The organism is Arthrobacter sp. TJ-265 (assembly GCF_058269135.1).
Map to the genome: position 1 here is coordinate 198,388 of NZ_JBZCND010000003.1, position 12,207 is coordinate 210,594.

Below are 12,207 nucleotides of genomic sequence, written 5' to 3' on the forward strand. Positions count from 1 at the left end.
GAGCGCTGGTGCCGATCTGGTCATTGGCGGACCGGAGGGTCGCAGGGATACTCGAACAGAACCAGCCGCGGCCCCCTGCGGGCCGGCACCCCTGTCAGCGTCGACCAAGGAGATCCCATGAGCGTCAATCAGCGGGCGAGTACCCCCGGTAGCCGGAAGGGCGGTGACGCGCCGGAAGAGACATCGGGCCTCAAGCGGATCGTCGGAGCCGCCATGGTCGGGACGATCGTCGAGTGGTACGAGTTCTTCCTGTACGCCACGGCGGCGAGCCTGGTCTTCGGGACGTTGTTCTTCCCCAACGCAGGTTCCGAACTCGACGGCATCATCGCGGCCTTCCTCACGTACGCCGTCGGCTTCGTGGCCCGGCCGCTCGGCGGGATCGTCTTCGGGCAGATCGGCGACAAGCTCGGACGGAAGCACACGCTCCAGATCACGATCATCCTCGTGGGCGTCGCCACCTTCCTCATGGGATGCCTCCCCGGCTTCAACTCGATCGGCTACTGGGCTCCGGCGCTGCTGGTGGTCCTGCGCTTCGTCCAGGGCTTCGCCGTCGGCGGGGAGTGGGGCGGCGCCGTGCTCCTCGTCGCCGAGCACAGCCCCAACCGGTCCCGCGGGTTCTGGTCCAGCTGGCCGCAGGCGGCCGTCCCGGTGGGCAACCTCCTGGCCACGCTCGTCCTGCTGGGCATGAGCTGGATCCTGCCGCAGGACGAATTCCTCAGCTGGGGCTGGCGCGTGGCCTTCTGGGCCTCCGCGATCATCGTGGTGATCGGCTACTACATCCGGACCCACGTCAGCGAGGCGCCGATCTTCCTCGAGGCACGCGAGAAGATCGAATCCGAGAAGGCTGTCAGCTACGGCGTCTTCGAAGTGGTCAAGCGGTACCCCAAGGGGGTCCTCGGGGCCATGGGCCTGCGGTTCGCCGAGAACATCCTCTACTACATCATCGTCAGCTTCACGATCGTCTACCTCAAGACCGTGCACCAGTACGACACCTCGCAGCTCCTCCTGGCCCTGCTGATCGCCCACGTCGTCCACTTCCTCGTGATCCCGCAGGTGGGCAGGCTCTCGGACGCCTTCGGCCGCAAGCCGGTCTATCTCGCCGGAGTGGTCCTCGGTGCCACGTGGGCGTTCTTCGCCTTCCCGATGTTCGACACCCTGAACCCCTTCCTGATCATCCTGGCGGTCACCATCGGCCTCGTCTTCCACGCCCTCATGTACGCGGGCCAGCCGGCCATCATGTCGGAGATGTTCCCCACGCGCATGCGCTACTCCGGCGTCTCCCTGGGCTACCAGGTGACCTCGATCCTCGCGGGATCCCTCGCGCCGATCATCGCGACGGCCCTCCTGCAGGAATACAGCAGCTGGGTGCCCGTGGCCATCTATCTCGTGATCGCCTGCGGGATCACCCTCGTCGCGGTGCTGACCCTGAAGGAGACCCGCGGAGCCTCCCTGCGCGAGGTCGACGCCGAGGATGCGCGCCGCCACGGACTGGACGAGCCGGTCGCAGGACAGGCCAAGCCATGAGCACGACGGCGTCCCAACCGGTGACCGCTCCGACCGCCGGGCCCCTGTCCGGCCGGCGGGCACTGGTCACGGGCGGTGCGAGCGGCATCGGAGCAGCCTGCGCCCGAGCGCTCGCTGGACGCGGAGCGCACGTCGTGGTCGCGGACCGGGACGAAGCCGGCGCCGGAGACCTGGCGGCCGACCTCGGCGGCGACGCGTGGGCGGTGGACCTCCTCGACACGCGGGCGCTCGAGACGCTGACACTCGAGACGGACATCCTCGTGAACAACGCCGGGATCCAGACCGTCAGCCCCCTCGAGGAGTTCGACCCCGAGGACTTCCGCCGCATCCAGCGGCTGATGGTCGAGGCGCCGTTCCTCCTCATCCGCGCCGCACTCCCGGGCATGTACGCGCGGGGCTTCGGCCGGATCATCAACATCTCGTCGGTCCACGGGCTGCGTGCCTCGCCGTTCAAGGCCGCCTACGTCGCGGCCAAGCACGGCCTCGAGGGTCTCTCCAAGGTCACGGCCCTCGAGGGCGGCGCCCACGGCGTCACGAGCAACTGCGTCAACCCGGGCTACGTCCGGACGCCGCTGGTGGAGCACCAGCTGGCCGATCAGGCCCGCGTGCACGGGATCAGCGAGGAGGAGGTCCTCGGACAGATCATGCTCACCGAGGCCGCCATCAAGCGGCTCGTGGAACCGGAGGAGGTCGCCTCGCTCGTCGCATGGCTGGCGGGCGACGACGCCGGGATGGTCACCGGCTCCTCCTACGTCATGGACGGCGGCTGGTCCGCCCGCTGATCACGGAGGAGAGGCGACGGCGGTCCCCGGACCGCCGTCGTCGGCCGCGGATCAGACGCCGAGGATCTCCTCGATCGGCCCGATGCCGAAGAACACCACGAACGCGGCGGCCACGGCCCACATCAGCGGGTGCACCTCGCGGCCGCGGCCCTGGATGGCGCGGATCAGGACGAAGGCGATGAAGCCCGCGCCGAGGCCGTTCGCGATCGAGTAGGTGAACGGCATGAGGGTGAAGGTGAGGAACGCCGGGATGGCGATGCCCCAGTCGTCGAAGTCGATGCGCCCCACCTGCGCCACCATCATGAAGCCCACCACCACGAGGGCCGGAGCAACGGCCTCGAACGGCACCAGGCTGATGAGCGGTGTGAAGAACATCGCCAGGAGGAACAGCATGCCCGTCACCACGTTGGCGAGGCCCGTCCGGGCTCCCTCGCCGATGCCCGCCCCGGACTCGACGTAGATCTGGTTGGACGAGACGGATCCCGCGCCGCCTGCCACGGCCCCGAGGGCGTCGATCACGAGGACGCGGTTCACGCCGGGGATGTTGCCCTTGGCGTCGACGAGCTTCGCCTCGTTCGCGAGCCCCACCATGGTGCCCATGGCGTCGAAGAAGATGCTCAGCAGGATCGTGAAGGTCAGCAGCACCGCCGCGGTCCCGCCGAGATGCCCGAAGGCCCCGAAGAGGCTCACGTTGCCGATGAGGCTGAGGTCGGGGACACCGACCCACGAGCCGGACGGGAGCTCCGGGACCACGAGCGACCACCCTGCCGGGTTCGGCTCCTCGCCCGGCGTGAAGCTGGCACCGATATCGAAGACGGCCTCGAGGACGACGGCGAGCACCGTCGCGGCGAGCACGCCGATGAGGATCGCCCCGCGCACCCTGCGGACCACCAGGGCGATCGTCAGGATCAGGCCGAAGACGAACACCAGGGTGGGCCACCCGATGAGGACGCCGCCGAAGCCGAGGCCCACGGGCACGGTGGTGTTGGCGACGTCGGGGACGCGGCGCACGAAGCCCGCATTGACCAGGCCGATCAGCGCGATGAACAGGCCGATGCCCACCACGATCGCCGTCTTCAGGCTCTCAGGGACGGCGTTGAAGACGGCCGTACGGAACCCGGTCAGGACCAGCACCAGCATGGTGAGGCCCGCGAGCATGACCAGGCCCATGATGTCCGGCCAGGTCAGGCCGGGGTTCGTCGCGACGGTGATCGCCACGAACGCGTTGACGCCGAGTCCGGTGGCGAGGGCGAAGGGGTACTTGGCCCAGGCGCCCATGACGATGGTCAGGATGCCGGCCACGAGCGCGGTCACCGCGGCGACGCGTTCGAACCCGAGCTCGGTGCCCGAGGAATCGGCGCCGGCAAGGATGAGCGGGTTGAGCACCACGATGTAGCTCATGGCGAAGAAGGTGGCGAGTCCGCCCCGGATCTCGCGGGAGACGGACGACCCCCGCTGGGTGATGTGGAAGTAGCGATCCAGCGCGGAACCGGTTTTGAGCATGGGAGGTCCTAGGGGGAAGGGGCGGGTCGGGGAAATTCTATCCCGGTGGTCCGCTGTGGCCCCGTTCGTGACGGACCTCGGCGGGAGCCCGGTGTCCCAGCACGCCATCAGGGACGCCACGTAGGGTGGAAGCATGGCTGCCTTCCTCCTGCCCTCCCGGTCCGCGACATTCGACCGCCCGCGCCGCCGTCGTGCTGACCGGGTCCTCGCGGCGCTCCTCCCCGCCGTCCTGCTCGCGCTCGCGGTCCTCCTGGGCGCCGGTGGGGCCGCGACCGCCCACGACGAGCTGACCGGGAGCAATCCCGCAGAGGGCGCCGTGGTGGACGTGCTGCCGCCGAGCCTGGAACTGAGCTTCTCCAGCGTCCCGTCCGGGATCGGAGCGCAGATCCAGGTCCTGGACGCATCCGGGGCGGACTGGGCGGACGGTCCTGCGGCGATCGTCGACCGCTCGGCCACCCAGCCCCTGCGCCCGGGCGCTCCCGCGGGCGAGTACACCGTCAACTGGCGTGTGGTCAGCGCCGACTCCCACCCCATCGAGGGTTCCTTCGCCTTCACCACGCAGGAGGGCGGGACGACGGCGCCGGACACCGCGAGCACGCCCGGTCCCATGGACGTCCAGGACGATCAGGCGGAGGAGACCCAGCAGGCCGGCGTCGGCGACTTCCCCTGGAGCATCGTCCTCATGATCGCGGCACTCGTGGCCATCGCCGTCGTGCTCGCGGTCACGGCACGGAAGCGGCTCGGCGCCGGCAGGTAGGCGCCGGCACGTAGGCGCGGATGGACAGGCGCCCGCAGCACCCGGCCTACAGGGGCGAGATCGCCGCGCGGGGTGGCACGATGCGGTTCAGGGCGGAGGGCCCCTGCTCCACGATGGCGTCGCTGACCAGCTTCGCCTGGCGGATGATCTCGCGCGTGGTGGGCGTCAGGAGTTCGCCGACGCCCACGAGGTAGAGCCCGATCGCGCGCAGGGTGTCCTTGACGTCGCGGCCGATCGCGATGTCCATCGAGCGGAGGAACCTGCGCAGCTCGTTCTGCGGGAACTTCGTGAGGACCACGTGGTCGGCGAGGAGCACCCCGTCCGCCGTCTGGACCGCCCACTTCTTGCGCTCCACAGGAGCCTTGATGAGTTGGGGGTGGCCGATGATGCAGAGCTGTTCGGCCACGGTGGTCTGGCGGACGTCGATCTGGTGGGCGGTCGCGTAGCCGCGCAGGAGCCGCATCAGTTCGGTGCGTTCCGAGAGGGAGACGGAGTCCGTCATGACGGTGCGCAGGGGCCCGGAGTCGAAGCACTCGACGCTCTCGACGACGATCGCGTCGATGCCGCGGCGGCTGAGCTCGCTGGCGACGGCGAGGCCCGACAGCCCGGAGCCGATGACCACGGTGCTCGTCTGCTCGGCCGCGGCGGGCGCAGACGCAGACGCAGAACGGACGGGATCAAGCGGCAAGGAATCCACCGGGTTACCTCCACACGAAGCATGAATTCCGTACGGCCCGGCGCCTCTTCCGGGCCGTACGGACTCCTGGGTGCGAACGGTCGACCAGGAGCACTGCGTGCGGGGTTCTCCACCTGCCAGGCAGGGCCCCGCGACGGGTTCCTGCAGCCTATATAACATTTGGGACCGTGGATAGACCGATCATCCCCGGTGCGCTACAAATGGTGGACCGGCCGCTTTCGGCGGTCCGGGGTACCACCGAGGGAGGCCTGCCGTGAGCAGCGAGAACACCGAGGGCTTGCCGCAGGGGCTGGTTCAGCACGGGATAGTCGTCGGCGTGGACGGTTCCGACCAGAGCATCTGCGCGCTGCTGTGGGCCGCGCGTGAGGCCGGGCGCCGCAGCGCTCCGCTCTACGTGGTGACCGCCTACACGGTGCCGGTCTTCGCGGCGTCGAGCATGGACGCCGGCTACGCCACCGTGGACGACGAGGTCATCCGGGAGAGCGCACAGGCCGTCCTCGACGAGGCCGTGTCCCGTCTGGAGGGCATGGCGCTGGAGATCCATCCGCGGATCGAGACGGGCGACGCCGCCGGGGTGCTCCTCGATCTCTCCGAGGAAGCCGAGCTGATGGTGGTGGGATCGCGTGGCCGGGGCGGGTTCGTCGGCCGGCTGCTCGGCTCCGTGAGCAGCGCCCTGCCCGCCCATGCCAAGTGCCCGACGGCGGTCATCCCCGTCTGCACCGGTGTCCGGCTCGGCCACCCGGAGCTCGGCAGGAAGCAGGGGAAGGACAGGGACGCGCCCGTGGAGCCCGTCGTGGTGGTCGGTGTCGACGGGTCGGAGCAGGCACGCACGGCCTCGCTCGCCGCAGCCGAGGAAGCCCGCTCCAGGGGATTGCCCCTGCGTGTCATCTGTTCCGTGGCGCCGTTCAACGGGTCGCTCGCCTGGGTTCCGGCGCCGGTGGACCGGAAGGCGCTGCACGCGGACCTCGCGGTCCAGCTGGCCGCCGGCCGCGACTGGCTGCAGAGCCATTACCCCGACGTCGACATCACGGTGGACCTCGTGGACGGACCGCCCGCCGAGGTGCTCATCGAGGCCTCGGCCACGTCGGAGCTGCTGGTCGTGGGGACGCGCGGGCGCGGGGGGTTCGCCGGCATGCTCCTGGGATCGACGAGCCAGGGCGTCCTGCACCACGCCCGCGGACCGGTGCTGATCGTCCCCGACCGGGCGGACCCGCGGCTCGAGGACCGGAGTTCGTTCGGCCCGATGGTTCCCCAGGCCGGCTGACCGGCCCGTCACCGCGGGCCGCGTCAGCCCCACCCGAGCTGGTGGAGCCGCTCGTCGTCGATGCCGAAGTGGTGTGCGATCTCGTGGACCACGGTCACCAGGATCTCCTCGACGAGCTCCTCGCGGGAGTCGCACAGGCGCATGAGGGGTCCCCGGAAGATGCTGATGCGATCGGGCAGCGACCCCGCGTCCCACCAGGAGTCCCGTTCGGTGAGGGGCGTGCCCTCGTACAGGCCGAGCAGTTCCGTGTCCGCGGCTTCGCCCGGGGGTGGCTCGTACTCCTCCACCACGAAGATCGCCACGTTGGTCATGGCGCGCGCGAGATCGTCGGGGATGCGGTCGATCGCGTCGTCGACGGCGTCCTCGAATTCCTCACGCGAGATCTCGAACGGCACGCCCCGATCGTATCCACTCCGGCCGTGGACGGTGATTTTGTGTAAACGGCGATGTGCCTCTATAGTTCTATAGGTCCACGACAGGGAATGATCCGCCGGAAATGCTCGTCCTCCGGAAGGTCGCAGGAGCCCGGACTGTGGTTCTGGCCCCCATCGTCTAGTGGCCTAGGACACCGCCCTTTCACGGCGGCGACACGGGTTCGAATCCCGTTGGGGGTACGCACGAGGCGCCCTCACGGGCGGTCAACCGGAGCGAAAAGTGCTGGTAGGCTGGAACTCTTGCAAAAACAGCAAGTGAAGTTAGCAAGGCCCTGTAGCGCAGTTGGTTAGCGCGCCGCCCTGTCACGGCGGAGGTCGCGGGTTCAAGTCCCGTCAGGGTCGCTCAGGCGGCCGGATCCCCCCGGGGAAGCCGGCCGGGCTGGATACGGTGATCATCCGCAAGATGGTTGCAAGGCTCTGTAGCTCAGTTGGTAGAGCGTTCGACTGAAAATCGAAAGGTCACCGGATCGACGCCGGTCGGAGCCACCGCTGAAACCCCGCAGTTCCCCACGGAACGCGGGGTTTTCTCGTCTGCCCTCCTCCCAGCCAACCCCGGGGTTCCGCCCGTAGCATTGCAGCGGGGCCGCGCCCGTCGTGCAGGGTCCGCAGCGTGCTGTCGTCCTCGCCGTACCAGGTCGCCGCGGGGAACTTCCCGGGATAGTTGCACGGTCACCGCGCGTTGGACCCCCGGCACCGCACCGAGACGAAAGGGCACCAGTGAGACTCCTGCCTTCCGCTACAGGGTTGTGCATCCTCGCGCTCGCCCTGGCCGGATGCGGGCAGGGCGACTCGGCGCCCGCCGAGACGATGCTGACGATGCCGGCCAGCCCGTCCCCGCAGCCCAGCACGGCGGCGCCATCACCGGACAGCATGGCCGGGGCGGAGAGCCCGACGGCGGCCCCCGAGACCTCCGACCACTGTGTCATCGTCGCCGGCGGCATGACCACCGCCATGCTCGCGCCCCTGACACTGCTCTCCGGCTCGGACCCCGACGAGTTGCTGGCCCTGCAGCAGCAGATCCTCGACCTCCGTGAGAAGGTGCCGGAAGACCTGCACGACGACTTCACCACACTCGCGCTCTCCGTCGAAGCACCACCCGAGGGATCGGGCACGTTCGACGAGGAGGCGTTCCGGCACGCCATGGTCCCGGTCCAGGACTGGCTCGGGCGGCACTGCACGGAGTCCTGACACGGCGCCCGCGGCAGGCCGGACGGGCCGTGGCTTACGCTTGGGCACAAGCGAAAGGGGCGTTATCCGATGATCGACCAACCCACGGGCCGGCAGCTGCCCGTTCCCCGGAATGCGGCGGACGGAAGGACCGTGATCGGCGACGCCGCGGCGGTGAAGATCGCCGCCATCGCGGCCCGGGCCGTTCCGGGCGTCCACGCGCTGGGCCCCGGCAGCGGGCGCGCCCTGGGTGCCATCCGCGACGCCGTCGGTGCCAACGACCTCTCCCACGGCGTCAAGGTCGAAGTCGGTCAGACCCAACTCGCCGTGGACATCAGCCTCGTCGCCTCCTACGGGTTCGCGCTGAACGCGCTCGCCGACGCCGTCCGCGCGGCCGTGTACGAGGCACTGACGGAGCTCGTCGGCCTCGAGGTCGTCGAGGTGAATGTCGAGATCCTCGACGTCCACCTCCCGCCTCCGGCCGAACCGAGAACCGCGGAGCGCGCCCCTGCGACGGGCTCCACCCAGCTCCAGCGACAGATCGAGTGAGGCACCCATGAACCCCACCATCGTCGGCATGGCCGCCGGAGCGGTCCTCGCCTTCGCGGCGCTCATCTTCGGCTTCTGGGGCTTTCTCCTGACGTTCCTCCTGGTGCTCTGCGGGGCCGTCGTGGGGCGCATCATCGAGGGCAAGCTCGACCTGCGCGGCGTCTTCGACGCCCTGTCCGGCCGCCGCTCGTCGTCGTGACCACCGAGCCCGTCCCGGCGCGCCTCCCGCAGCACATCCAGCCGATGGCGGCTGTCCCCGGGCGTCCTCCCGGACCGTCCCTCGCCGGCCACAACCGCATCACCACGCAGGCGCTCTCCAGCACCGCGCGGGCGGTTGCCGCGGACGTGCTCGGCGTTCCGCCCGACCAGGTCCGTGCGGCTTTTTCCGACGACCACGGTCTCCTCGCGCTCCTGCTCTCGCTGCCACTGCCCGTGCCGCCGCTGGCCCGCGTGGTGCGGGAACCCGACGTCGTCGGGACGTTCGGCGGCCCGTTGTGGGCTCGGGCGGACGCTGCGCGGTCCCCGATCCTCGAGCGGGTCGAGCAGCTCACGGGGGCGCGGCTCAGCCGGGTCGACATCCGCATCATCGGCAGCACCGTCACCAGGGGGGTGAGGGTCCGATGACTACGGATCTGCCCGATCGGTCGACGCCGTCCAGTACCGCGCGCCTCGTGCGGCGCGAACTGCACTCCTCCCGCGCCGCGGCCTCTGTGGTGACCGCGGCACTGCTGATCGTGGGTTGCCTCGTCCTGCTGTTCGAGGCCGTCCTGCAGGCCGTGGGGGACGAGCCGTTCCTGCTCGACCTGGACGCCGCGGCGGCGTGGCTCGGCGCCCTGCCCGACGGCGTGCCCGCGTCCCTGCTCGGAGCGGGTTCCGTCCTGCTGCTCGTCATCGGTTTGCTGCTGGTCCTGCTCGCCGTCCTCCCGGGCAGGCAGGCCCGCTACGCCATCCCGAACGGGCGTGCGGCGGTCGTCGTCGACGCCGAGGTCGTGGCGTCGTCGCTCGCCCGCAGGGCGCGGATCGCCGCAGGGGTGGGGCCGGAGCAGGTCCTCGTCACGGTGGGACGCACCCTGGTCAGGGTGCAGGTCCGGCCGACGTCCGGGATCCCGGTCGACGCGGAGGCCGTCCGGGCGGCGGTCGCGGACGACCTCCGCCGATCGAGTGTCGACCCCGAACCGCGGATCGCCGTCGTCGTGGCGGACTCGGGGGTGATCGGCCAGTGAACACGACACCACGGGGACTCAACCGGTGGGTGCTCGCCGTCATCGGGCTCCTCGCGCTGGCGGCGGGGGCCGCGGGACTCGCGCTCCTGACCGTGCCGGCCGTCGCCTCCCGGTGGGCCGCCGCGGCGCCGCGGGTCGGTGAGGCCCTCGACGGCGCCCGGACGCGGACCACCCCCGACGGCCAGGAGGACACCTGGTTGTGGCTGGCGCTGGCGGCGGTCCTGCTGCTGCTGATCGTGCTGCTCGTCCTCTGGATCACGGCCCAGGGGAGGGGGCGGACAGGCATCTTCGCGTCCACGGAGGACCCCCGCACCCCCGCGGTCGGTGATCCGGGTGGTCCTGCCGGCGCCGATGCCGTCGGGACGGTGACGATCACGGCCGCCGCCGCCGAGCAGGCGCTCAAGGCCGCGCTCCTGGAACGGCCCGATCTCGCCGCCGCCTCCGTCAGCACCTGGCGGGTCCGGGGCGTGCCGGGCCTGCGTGTCCAGGTGTTCCCCCGCAAGGGCGTGCCCGCGTACGCGGTCGCCGCTGACGTCTCGCGTCTCGTCGAGGCCCTGGACCGGGTCACCGGCTACCGCACGCCGGTGCTGATCAGTATCAGATCCGGCGCGCGGGTCCGGTTCTCGCGGGCCGACCGCGTCGCCTGAGTAGTGCAGTGGATCACATTTCGGTATCGAAAGCGCTCAGGCGTCCGGGATGCTTGTGACGCATTATGTAAGCGCTTACTGTTGCGATACCAATCAGTGAGGCGGAACTTCCCCGGGTCCTGGCGCGTCCAGGCGCACGCCCGTACGTAGACGTACCGCCAGACAAAGGAGTCTGTTTCAATGGCGAATATTCGCTCACGGAAATTCGTGCTGCCCGTTGCAGCACTCAGTGTTTCCCTTCTCGCACTCGCCGGCTGTGGTTCGGAAGGCTCGGACAGCGCGGGAGGATCGGGCGACGCGGACTGCGCCGCCTACGAGTCCTACGGCACCTTCGACGGCGCCGAGGTCAGCGTCTACTCGACGATCGTCGACATCGAGGCCGAGCGGCTCGAGAACTCCTGGGCGGACTTCTCCGAGTGCACCGGCATCGAGGTGGCCTACGAGGGCTCCAAGGAGTTCGAGACGCAGATCGGTGTCCGGGCCCAGGGCGGCACGGCGCCGGACCTCGCGATCTTCCCGCAGCCCGGACTGCTCGCAGCCCAGGCGCAGGCCGGGTTCCTCAAGCCGGCACCCCAGGAGGTCTCCGATCTCGTGGACGAGGGGTGGTCGGAGGACTGGAAGAACTACGGCACCGTCGACGGAACGTTCTACGCAGCCCCGATGCTCGCCAACGTGAAGGGCTACGTCTGGTACGTACCGGCCACGTTCGAGGAGAAGGGCTGGGACGTTCCCACCACCTGGGACGAGATGACCGAGCTGACCGAGAAGATCGCCGGCGAGGGCGACATGAAGCCCTGGTGCGCCGGCTTCGAGTCGGGTGAAGCCACCGGATGGCCGGGCACCGACTGGGTGGAGGACGCCGTCCTGCGCGAGCACGGCCCCGAGGTGTACGACCAGTGGGTCACGCACGAGATCCCGTTCGACGATCCCAGGATCGTCGACTCCTTCGACCGCGTCGGCGACATCCTGAAGAACGACGAGTTCGTCAACGGCGGCTTCGGCGACGTCCGGTCGATCCTCTCGACGCCGTTCGCGGAGGCCGGCCAGCCCGTCCTGGACAGCCAGTGCGCCATGCACCACCAGGCGTCCTTCCAGGCCGTGAACTGGCCCGAGGGCACCAACGTCGCCGAGGACGGCGACGTCTGGGCCTTCATGACCCCGCCGATCGACGCGTCCCAGGGCACGGCGATCACCGGCGGCGGGGAACTGATCGGTGCGTACGCGGACCGTCCCGAGGTCCAGGCGCTGCAGGCGTACCTGGCGACCGCCGAGTTCGCCAACGCCCGCGTCTCCCAGGGTGGTGCGATCAGCGCGAATAAGGGACTGGACCCCGAGCTCGCGGAGTCCGACCTGGACCGCCAGTCCATCGAGTTGCTGCAGGACCCGAACACGGTCTTCCGTTTCGACGGATCCGACCTGATGCCGGGTGCCGTCGGCGCGAACTCCTTCTGGAGCGGCATCGTCAACTGGATCAACGGCTCCTCGACCGAGGAAGTCACCCAGAGCGTCGAGGACAGCTGGCCCGCGTCCTAGCCCGGTAGCAGCGGGCACCCCCGCCGGGGTGCCCGCGGACCTTCGGTGGAGCGGGGAGGACCGTGCCTCGCGGCCCTCCCCGCTCCACCGCCTCCCCATTCACGTTCCAAGAGCACGCCAGGAGGCT

At 70.0% G+C, this 12,207-nt stretch carries 14 protein-coding genes and 3 tRNA genes; 14 read left to right on the top strand and 3 right to left on the bottom strand.

Annotated features, from left to right (window positions below):
- Nucleotides 1-117: 117 nt before the first annotated feature.
- Nucleotides 118-1,524 carry an MFS transporter gene (locus AC4D2E_RS12570; RefSeq protein ID WP_104167219.1) on the top strand — a complete coding sequence of 469 codons (1,407 nt, stop codon included), beginning with the start codon at nt 118-120 and terminating at the stop codon, nt 1,522-1,524.
- The gene (locus AC4D2E_RS12575) at nt 1,521-2,306 is read left to right on the top strand and encodes a 3-hydroxybutyrate dehydrogenase (RefSeq protein ID WP_490952835.1); all 786 of its coding nucleotides are present in this window, start codon (nt 1,521-1,523) and stop codon (nt 2,304-2,306) included. The genes AC4D2E_RS12570 and AC4D2E_RS12575 overlap by 4 nt, the downstream gene beginning before the upstream one ends.
- 51 nt (nt 2,307-2,357) lie before the next feature.
- Here the strand turns inward: AC4D2E_RS12575 and AC4D2E_RS12580 are convergent, their stop codons facing one another.
- Nucleotides 2,358-3,809: an NCS2 family permease gene (locus tag AC4D2E_RS12580; RefSeq protein ID WP_490911316.1), complete on the bottom strand. Its 1,452-nt coding sequence runs from the start codon at nt 3,807-3,809 to the stop codon at nt 2,358-2,360.
- A gap of 133 nt (nt 3,810-3,942) precedes the next feature.
- Between AC4D2E_RS12580 and AC4D2E_RS12585 the strand changes: the two genes are divergently transcribed.
- Nucleotides 3,943-4,566 carry a copper resistance CopC family protein gene (locus AC4D2E_RS12585; RefSeq protein ID WP_490911314.1) on the top strand — a complete coding sequence of 208 codons (624 nt, stop codon included), beginning with the start codon at nt 3,943-3,945 and terminating at the stop codon, nt 4,564-4,566.
- Nucleotides 4,567-4,612: 46 nt separating this feature from the next.
- Here the strand turns inward: AC4D2E_RS12585 and AC4D2E_RS12590 are convergent, their stop codons facing one another.
- Nucleotides 4,613-5,263 carry an FAD-dependent monooxygenase gene (locus AC4D2E_RS12590; protein ID WP_258069823.1) on the bottom strand — a complete coding sequence of 217 codons (651 nt, stop codon included), beginning with the start codon at nt 5,261-5,263 and terminating at the stop codon, nt 4,613-4,615.
- Nucleotides 5,264-5,516: 253 nt separating this feature from the next.
- Here AC4D2E_RS12590 and AC4D2E_RS12595 point away from each other — a divergent pair, with 253 nt between their 5' ends.
- Nucleotides 5,517-6,527 (top strand): universal stress protein, encoded by a 1,011-nt coding sequence (locus tag AC4D2E_RS12595; protein WP_490952836.1) that lies wholly within the window; start codon nt 5,517-5,519, stop codon nt 6,525-6,527.
- Nucleotides 6,528-6,550: 23 nt separating this feature from the next.
- On the opposite strand, the gene AC4D2E_RS12600 is transcribed toward AC4D2E_RS12595, so the two are convergent.
- A complete protein-coding gene (locus AC4D2E_RS12600) occupies nt 6,551-6,922 on the bottom strand; it encodes a metallopeptidase family protein (RefSeq protein ID WP_306738501.1) in 372 nt (123 codons plus the stop codon).
- Nucleotides 6,923-7,068: 146 nt separating this feature from the next.
- On the opposite strand from AC4D2E_RS12600, the gene AC4D2E_RS12605 reads away from it, so the two are divergent.
- The 10 genes from AC4D2E_RS12605 (at nt 7,069) to AC4D2E_RS12650 (ending at nt 12,080) form a co-directional block, all read left to right on the top strand.
- Nucleotides 7,069-7,141 (top strand) — tRNA-Glu (locus AC4D2E_RS12605).
- Between the two features lie 88 nt (nt 7,142-7,229).
- Nucleotides 7,230-7,303 (top strand) — tRNA-Asp (locus AC4D2E_RS12610).
- A 71-nt stretch (nt 7,304-7,374) separates the two neighbouring features.
- Nucleotides 7,375-7,447 (top strand) — tRNA-Phe (locus AC4D2E_RS12615).
- Nucleotides 7,448-7,705: 258 nt separating this feature from the next.
- Nucleotides 7,706-8,149: a hypothetical protein gene (locus AC4D2E_RS12620; protein WP_490952837.1), complete on the top strand. Its 444-nt coding sequence runs from the start codon at nt 7,706-7,708 to the stop codon at nt 8,147-8,149.
- 69 nt (nt 8,150-8,218) lie between these two features.
- Nucleotides 8,219-8,677 carry an Asp23/Gls24 family envelope stress response protein gene (locus tag AC4D2E_RS12625; protein ID WP_104167207.1) on the top strand — a complete coding sequence of 153 codons (459 nt, stop codon included), beginning with the start codon at nt 8,219-8,221 and terminating at the stop codon, nt 8,675-8,677.
- Nucleotides 8,678-8,684: 7 nt separating this feature from the next.
- Nucleotides 8,685-8,876 (top strand): DUF2273 domain-containing protein, encoded by a 192-nt coding sequence (locus tag AC4D2E_RS12630; protein ID WP_104167205.1) that lies wholly within the window; start codon nt 8,685-8,687, stop codon nt 8,874-8,876.
- Nucleotides 8,873-9,301 carry a hypothetical protein gene (locus AC4D2E_RS12635; RefSeq protein WP_490952838.1) on the top strand — a complete coding sequence of 143 codons (429 nt, stop codon included), beginning with the start codon at nt 8,873-8,875 and terminating at the stop codon, nt 9,299-9,301. The genes AC4D2E_RS12630 and AC4D2E_RS12635 overlap by 4 nt, the downstream gene beginning before the upstream one ends.
- Complete coding sequence (locus AC4D2E_RS12640; protein WP_104167203.1) at nt 9,298-9,900, top strand: DUF6286 domain-containing protein; 603 nt, start codon at nt 9,298-9,300, stop codon at nt 9,898-9,900. Before AC4D2E_RS12635 ends, AC4D2E_RS12640 begins: the two co-directional genes overlap by 4 nt.
- Nucleotides 9,897-10,547, top strand: coding sequence for a hypothetical protein (locus tag AC4D2E_RS12645; protein ID WP_490952839.1), 651 nt, complete (start codon nt 9,897-9,899; stop codon nt 10,545-10,547). The genes AC4D2E_RS12640 and AC4D2E_RS12645 overlap by 4 nt, the downstream gene beginning before the upstream one ends.
- A 180-nt stretch (nt 10,548-10,727) precedes the next feature.
- Entirely contained in the window at nt 10,728-12,080 is a 1,353-nt protein-coding gene (locus AC4D2E_RS12650; RefSeq protein ID WP_490952840.1) for an ABC transporter substrate-binding protein, read from the top strand.
- The last annotated feature ends 127 nt before the right edge of the window (nt 12,081-12,207 follow it).

Excerpts from the sequence above, each read along its gene's own strand:
- AC4D2E_RS12570 (WP_104167219.1), top strand. The coding sequence starts at position 118 with ATGAGCGTCAATCAGCGGGCGAGTACCCCCGGTAGCCGGAAGGGCGGT.
- AC4D2E_RS12625 (WP_104167207.1), top strand. The coding sequence starts at position 8,219 with ATGATCGACCAACCCACGGGCCGGCAGCTGCCCGTTCCCCGGAATGCG.
- AC4D2E_RS12630 (WP_104167205.1), top strand. The coding sequence starts at position 8,685 with ATGAACCCCACCATCGTCGGCATGGCCGCCGGAGCGGTCCTCGCCTTC.
- AC4D2E_RS12640 (WP_104167203.1), top strand. The coding sequence starts at position 9,298 with ATGACTACGGATCTGCCCGATCGGTCGACGCCGTCCAGTACCGCGCGC.
- AC4D2E_RS12585 (WP_490911314.1), top strand. The coding sequence starts at position 3,943 with ATGGCTGCCTTCCTCCTGCCCTCCCGGTCCGCGACATTCGACCGCCCG.
- AC4D2E_RS12580 (WP_490911316.1), bottom strand. The coding sequence starts at position 3,809 with ATGCTCAAAACCGGTTCCGCGCTGGATCGCTACTTCCACATCACCCAG.
- AC4D2E_RS12575 (WP_490952835.1), top strand. The coding sequence starts at position 1,521 with ATGAGCACGACGGCGTCCCAACCGGTGACCGCTCCGACCGCCGGGCCC.
- AC4D2E_RS12650 (WP_490952840.1), top strand. The coding sequence starts at position 10,728 with ATGGCGAATATTCGCTCACGGAAATTCGTGCTGCCCGTTGCAGCACTC.